4 protein-coding genes are annotated in these 6,745 nt (G+C 60.4%); 3 read left to right on the forward strand and 1 reads right to left on the reverse strand.

The annotated features are described in order from the left end of the window. Positions 1–10: 10 nt before the first annotated feature. Together arcC and QZ766_RS05735 are read left to right on the forward strand one after the other, a co-directional pair. Positions 11–943, forward strand: a complete 933-nt coding sequence (gene arcC / locus QZ766_RS05730) for a carbamate kinase (protein ID WP_297198546.1) — start codon at positions 11–13, stop codon at positions 941–943. 91 nt (positions 944–1,034) lie between these two features. Beyond that, entirely contained in the window at positions 1,035–2,309 is a 1,275-nt protein-coding gene (locus QZ766_RS05735; protein WP_297198585.1) for a TonB-dependent receptor, read from the forward strand. A 3-nt stretch (positions 2,310–2,312) separates the two neighbouring features. Here QZ766_RS05735 and QZ766_RS05740 read toward each other — a convergent pair whose 3' ends face one another. After that, on the reverse strand, positions 2,313–3,146 hold the full coding sequence (locus tag QZ766_RS05740) for an XdhC family protein (RefSeq protein WP_297198549.1): 834 nt from the start codon (positions 3,144–3,146) through the stop codon (positions 2,313–2,315). A 540-nt stretch (positions 3,147–3,686) separates the two neighbouring features. Between QZ766_RS05740 and ygfK the strand changes: the two genes are divergently transcribed. Then, positions 3,687–6,745 (forward strand): putative selenate reductase subunit YgfK (gene ygfK / locus QZ766_RS05745; protein WP_297198552.1); only part of this gene is annotated, 3,059 nt, incomplete at its 3' end.

A 6,745-nucleotide genomic window follows, 5' to 3' on the forward strand; every position in this document is an offset into this window, starting at 1 on the left:
AGAGGATTGTATGAGTAAAAAAATTGTTCTCGCCCTCGGCGGGAATGCGCTGGGTGACGATCTTGCCGGCCAGATGGCGGCGGTCAAACAAACCTCACGCGCGATTGTCGATCTGATTGCCCAGGGCCATCAGGTGGTAGTGACCCACGGCAACGGCCCGCAGGTGGGGATGATTAACCTCGCATTTGAAGCCGCGGCCAAAACCGAAGCCCACACGCCAATGCTGCCCATGTCGGTGTGCGTGGCGCTGAGCCAGGGCTATATCGGCTACGATCTGCAAAATGCCCTGCGCGAAGAGCTGCTGTCGCGCAAGATGGATATCCCGGTGGCGACGCTTATCACCCAGGTGGAAGTGGACGCCAACGACGAGGCCTTCCTCAACCCGACCAAGCCCATCGGCTCCTTCTTTAGCAAGGAAGAAGCGGATCGGATGACCCAACAGGGCTACATCATGAAAGAGGACGCCGGGCGCGGCTACCGCCGCGTAGTCGCCTCGCCGAAGCCGGTTGACATTATTGAGAAACAGACCGTGAAGGCGATGATGGAAGCCTGCCACGTGGTGATCACCTGCGGCGGCGGCGGTATTCCGGTGACCCGCGAAGGGAACCACCTGCGTGGCGCCAGCGCGGTGATTGATAAAGACTGGGCCAGCGCCAAGCTGGCAGAGATGATCGACGCCGACATGCTGATCATCCTCACCGCCGTCGAGAAAGTGGCGATTAACTTCGGCAAGCCTAACGAGCAGTGGCTGGATAAACTTTCCCTGAGCGACGCCGAGCGCTTTATCGAGGAGGGACACTTCGCCAAAGGCTCAATGCTGCCGAAGGTGGAAGCCGCCGCCGCGTTTGCCCGCTCGCGTCCGGGACGCCGCTCGCTCATTACCGTGCTTAGCAAGGCCAGGGAGGGCATTGAAGGGAAAACTGGCACCGTAATTAGCCAGTAAACCTGCAGCAGCTTGTTGCCGGGCGGCCCCCGGCAACCTTTTTCTCACCGTCTTCACCCGCCGCATACCCATATCGGCAAGGACAACCATGATGAAAACGCGCAGCCTCGGCAGAGCATGGGGATGCCTGCTCCTGTTCGTTGTACTCTCCCCCAACGCCCGCGCGGCGGTTCACCCTTTCAGCGATACCGCCTGCACCGACCCGGCCACCGGACTGATGGATGCCCTGCGCTGCGGCACCGTCAGCGGCAGCCTGCGGTCGGTTTACTACTCCACCCACAATGCCTACTTTGTGCATCAGCTCAATCAGGACACCATCAGCTACGGCGGCAGCCTGAAATACGTTACCGCGCCGCTGGACGGCTTTCGCCTCGGCGTCAGCGCCCTGTTTCTGCGCGGGATAAACCACGGGGATAACAGCACCACCATCGCCGATATCGGCCAGAACCAGAATAATATCGGCGAGGCCTGGCTCAGCTGGCGCTGGCAGGATCTGACCATCACCGCCGGCGATCAGCGGCTCGACCTGCCCTTTATGGGCGACTACGACTGGCGCATTACGCCGATCCTCTACCGGGCAATTGACGTTAACTATGGCGACAAGGATAACTTTCTGCGGGCCACTAAAGTCTGGCGCTACAAGCCCTGGGGGGATGATAACTTCCTTAAAACCAACGCGTTTACCGATGTCGACACGCCGGTAAACGGTATGTGGGGCATCGGGGCCGGTCGGGCGGTGCAGCTGGAGGATAAGAAGCTCTCCGGCCAGCTGTGGTATCAGCAGTACAACGACTACGTGCGGATTGCCTACGGCGAAAGCCACCTGCAGTGGCAGCAGACCGCGATGCAGCCGGATATCGGCGTGCAGTTTGTGCGCGGCACGTCGCAGGGCAAGGCGCTGGCCGGGGAAGTGAACAGCACCTCATACGGGGCGCAGCTGTTGCTGAACCTGACCCACACCCTGAACTGGCAGCTGGGCTATGACCATATCGCCAGCAGCGGCCGCAGCTGGAACAACGGCGCGCTGGTGACGCCCTACGCGCACAATACCGCCTCGGGCCCCTACTTCGCCCAGCCCTACTTTACCAGTACCCAGGACCTGGGCTCCGGCAACGCGTGGGCGACGGCGCTGCACTACAGCGCCACGCCGAATCTCGGCCTCGGCACGCGCTACTCGTTTATGGATCTCAAATCGTCGGTTTCGGCGTCAAGCATTAACCAGTCAGAGTATCTGGTGTACGCCACCTGGGCCTTCGACGGCGCCCTGAAGGGATTCAGCCTCAGCGATTTTGCCGGCGTGCAAACCTCCCCGCGCTACGACGGCAGCTTCTGGCAAAACCGCCTCACGCTGCAGTACGATTTCTGAGGATCAGGCCTCCACCACGTCGGCGCCGCAGGGCGCCGCGTCCTGCTGTTTTTCCCAGCTCAGCAGCCCGCCCGGCGCACCGTTTTTCACCTGCAGGATCTCCGCCAGCACGCTGATAGCGATTTCGGCAGGGGTTTCCGCGCCAATGTCGTAGCCGATGGGCGCGCGCAGGCGCTGAATATCCGCATCCGCCACCCCGTTGTCCCGCAGCTGGCGGACAAAAACCTGCACCTTGCGGCAGCTGGCCAGCAGCCCCAGCCACGCCGACGGCAGCGAAATGAGCTTGTCCAGCGCCTCGCGGTCCTGGTTATTGGTGGCTATCAGCACAAAATCCTGCGGGCGAACCGCCATGTCATCCACCACTGACGAGAAGCTCGGGGCGTGCAGCAGCCGGGTGGCGGGCGGGAAGCGGGACGGTTCGAGACTTTCGCGGTAAATATCGCCAACGCAAAGCTCAAAGTCCAGGTCTGCCGCCATCCGGGCGATGGCGCGGTTGACGTGCCCGGCTCCTACCAGCAGCAGCCGGGGCCGCTGGCCGTGAACGCTGATATACACCGACATCGCACCGCCGCAGTCGGAGCCAACGGCGTCGCTGCCGCTGCGCGCCATCCGCCCGTGATACATCCTCGATGCTTTCGCCTCAATGGCCTCCAGCGCTTCGGCAATGACTTTACGCTCCACCATTCCGCCGCCGATGGTGCCGACAATTGACCCATCGTCGCGCACCAGCATCTGCGCGGAGTGGCGCGGCGTGGAGCCGCGGCTGTCGACGATCTGCGCCAGCGCAAAGGGGCGATTTTGTTCTTCGAGTCGTGCTGCTTCTGCGAAAATAGTCATGCTCACCTCAGTCATTTCTCAGGCCCGGTATCCGATGCCTTTTCAGTTATTAGCCGGGTTATCTGCGATATTCTCAGTTTGAGTCGCCCGGTACCCCGGCATTTCTGTTTATCAAAATGCAAGATTCATGCTGGCTGAATGGTTTTTGCCTGAAAGCGTGAGCCGTATCATTTCGCACAGCGCAGGCTTTATAAAATTTGCGATATTGGCCGGCGCAGTGCACGAGCAGAGCGAATAAGCGCCGCATCCGGACGCTGAAATAATCGCCAAATATGCGCTAAGAATTATCAATGTGATATTTCAGGGCCGTTTTTGAGAAATAATGCGAAATAAGAAAATGGAGTGATTTTAATTCTCATTAAGCCCCTGTGAACTTATTCACACTCCGGCACCGAGTTTCGACACGCCTCACAAATTCTTTATTTACCCGCCGCCCTCTGAATAACTGGTGCGAATGTTGCTGTATCCCCTGTATCCGCCGGTATTAATGATTCCGGCAATCTCACGCTTATAAAGAACAATGAGTCTAAGGAGAAGGTTATGGGTGATATCATGCGTCCCGTGCCGTTTGAGGAACTTTTGACGCGCATTTTTGATGAATACCAGACACAGCGGTCTATTTTCGGCATTCCCGAGCAGCAGTTCTATTCCCCGGAAAAACAGCACAGCGTGAGCCTGTTTGGCGAAAGCAGCGCCACGCCGCTGGGCCCGGCCGCCGGGCCGCACACCCAGCTGGCGCAGAACATTATTACCGCCTGGCTAACCGGCGGACGTTTTATCGAACTGAAAACCGTGCAGATCCTCGACCGGCTGGAGCTGGAAAAACCCTGTATCGATGCGGAAGATGAGTGCTTTAACACCGAATGGTCCACGGAATTTACCCTGAAAAAAGCCTGGGACGAATATCTTAAGGCGTGGTTTGCCCTGCACCTGCTGGAGCAGGTCTTTCCGCTTACGCCGGTAAAAGACGGCAAGTCGTTTATTTTTAATATGAGCGTCGGCTATAACCTCGACGGTATTAAACAGCCGCCGATGCAGGAATTTATCCACAATATGCAGGACTCCTCCGCGCAGCCGAAATTCGCCGAGTACCGCGATATTCTCGACCGCTGGCTGCACGATAACGGCTTCCTCGCCCGCCTGCCGCAGAGCGCGCGCAGAGAGCAGCTCGCCACCCTGGCGCAGCGCATCCCTGCCAAAATGGTCCAGGGCGTGACGCTCTCCACCATGCACGGCTGCCCGCCGGACGAAATTGAAGCCATCTGCCGCTATATGCTGGAAGAGAAAAACATCAATACCTTCGTCAAGCTTAACCCGACCCTGCTCGGCTTTGCCCGGGTGCGCGAAATCCTCGACACCTGCGGCTTCGGCTACGTGGGCCTGAGCGAAGAGTCCTTCGAGCACGATCTGAAAATCGATCAGGCGCTGGAAATGCTGACCCGCCTGATGGCGCTGGCGAAAGCGCGCAATCTCGGCTTCGGCGTGAAGCTCACCAACACCCTGGGCACCGTCAACAATAAAGGCGCGCTGCCCGGCGATGAAATGTATATGTCGGGGCGCGCACTGTTCCCGCTCTCCATCAACGTCGCCGCCCTGCTTTCCCGCGCCTTTGACGGCAAGCTGCCGATCTCCTATTCCGGCGGTGCGAGCCAGGTCAACATCCGCGAAATCTTCGAGACCGGCATCCGCCCGATCACCATGGCCACCGACCTGCTGAAGCCCGGCGGCTATCTGCGCCTGAGCGAGTGCATGCGCGAGCTGGAGCAGGCCGACGGCTGGGACATGACCACGGTGAACGTCGAGCGCCTGAACGCGCTGGCGGAGAAAGCGGTGAGCATGGAGTACACCCAGAAATCCTGGAAGCCGGATGACCGCATCGACGCGGGCGGCCCGCTGCCGCTGACCGACTGCTACGTGGCACCGTGCGTCACCGCCTGCGCCATCAAGCAGGACATTCCTGAGTACATCCGGCTGCTCGGGGAACAGCGCTGGGCCGACGCGCTGGAGCTGATTTACCAGCGTAACGCCCTGCCCGCCATCACCGGCCACATCTGCGACCACCAGTGCCAGTACAACTGTACCCGCCTTGATTACGACAGCGCCCTGAATATCCGCGAGCTGAAGAAGGTGGCGCTGGAGAAAGGCTGGGACGAGTACAAGCAGCGCTGGCACAAGCCGGCAGGCTCCGGCTCTATGCATCCGGTGGCGGTGATTGGCGCAGGCCCGGCGGGGCTGGCGGCAGGCTACTTCCTCGCCCGCGCCGGACATCCGGTGACGCTGTTTGAGCGCGAGCCGAACGCCGGCGGCGTGGTGAAAAATATCATTCCGCAGTTCCGCATTCCGGGCGAGCTCATCCAGCAGGATATCGACTTCGTGGTCGCCCACGGCGTGAAAATCGAGTACGGCTGCGATCCGCAGCTCAGCGTGGAAAAACTGCAGGCTCAGGGATTCCGCTACGTGCTGGTGGGCACCGGCACCGACAAGAACAGCGGCGTGAAGCTGCGCGGCGACAACCAGAACGTGCACAAATCCCTGCAGTTCCTGCGCGACTTTAACCGCGGCGATAAGCTGGAGATGGGCAAACACGTGGCAGTGGTCGGCGCGGGCAACACCGCGATGGACTGCGCCCGCGCCGCGCTGCGCATTCCGGGCGTGCAGAGCGCCACGATTGTCTATCGCCGCTCCCAACAGGAGATGCCTGCCTGGCGGGAAGAGTATGAAGAGGCGGTTCACGACGGCGTCGATTTTGAGTGGCTGTGCAATCCGGAGCAGTTCAATGCCGACGGCACGCTGGAAGTACGGGTAATGAAACTCGGCGAGCCTGATGAGAAAGGCCGCCGCCGCCCGATCGAAACCGGCGAAACCCGCGTGCTGCAGATTGATTCGCTGATCACCGCCATCGGCGAGCAGCAGGACGGCGAAGCGCTGTCGGCAATGGGTATTCCGCTGGATCCTCAGGGCTGGCCGGTGGTGAACGCCGACGGCGAAACCAGCCGCCCGAACGTGTTCCTGATTGGCGACGTGCAGCGCGGACCGTCCTCGATTGTTTCCGCCATTGGCAACGCGCGCCGTGCTACCGACGCCATTCTGGCCCGGGAAAACATTGCCAGCCACCACGGCAGCAAGCGCTGGAACAACTTTGACCCGGCCGAGATCTACCAGCGTAAAGGCACCATTGCCGTCGCGCTGGTGGACAAAGACGACCGCGCGGCGTTCGTGGCGCAGGAAGCCAGCCGCTGCCTGGAGTGCAACTACGTGTGCAGCAAGTGCGTGGACGTCTGTCCGAACCGCGCCAATATCTCCATTGCCATACCGGGCTTCCAGAACCGCTTCCAGACGCTGCACCTCGACGCCTACTGCAACGAGTGCGGCAACTGCGCCCAGTTCTGCCCGTGGCAGGGGCGTCCGTACAAGGACAAAGTCACGGTATTCAGCCTGGCGCAGGACTTTGAAAACAGCACCAACCCGGGCTTCTATATCGAAAACAGCAAGGTGAGCGTGCGCCAGGACGGCAAAGTGTGGCAGTTCTACATCGACAGCGAAGGCCAGTTTGCCAGCGTGCCGGAAGCGCTGACCGATATCTGCCGCATCATTAGCCA

Origin of the sequence: uncultured Pluralibacter sp. (assembly GCF_913775985.1) — a bacterium.
In the GTDB taxonomy this organism is placed as follows: Bacteria; Pseudomonadota; Gammaproteobacteria; order Enterobacterales; family Enterobacteriaceae; genus Pluralibacter.

What these genes read in the sequence shown, in the direction of transcription:
- arcC (WP_297198546.1), top strand. Translation starts at nt 11, where the DNA reads ATGAGTAAAAAAATTGTTCTCGCCCTCGGCGGGAATGCGCTGGGTGAC.
- QZ766_RS05735 (WP_297198585.1), top strand. Translation starts at nt 1,035, where the DNA reads ATGAAAACGCGCAGCCTCGGCAGAGCATGGGGATGCCTGCTCCTGTTC.
- QZ766_RS05740 (WP_297198549.1), bottom strand. Translation starts at nt 3,146, where the DNA reads ATGACTATTTTCGCAGAAGCAGCACGACTCGAAGAACAAAATCGCCCC.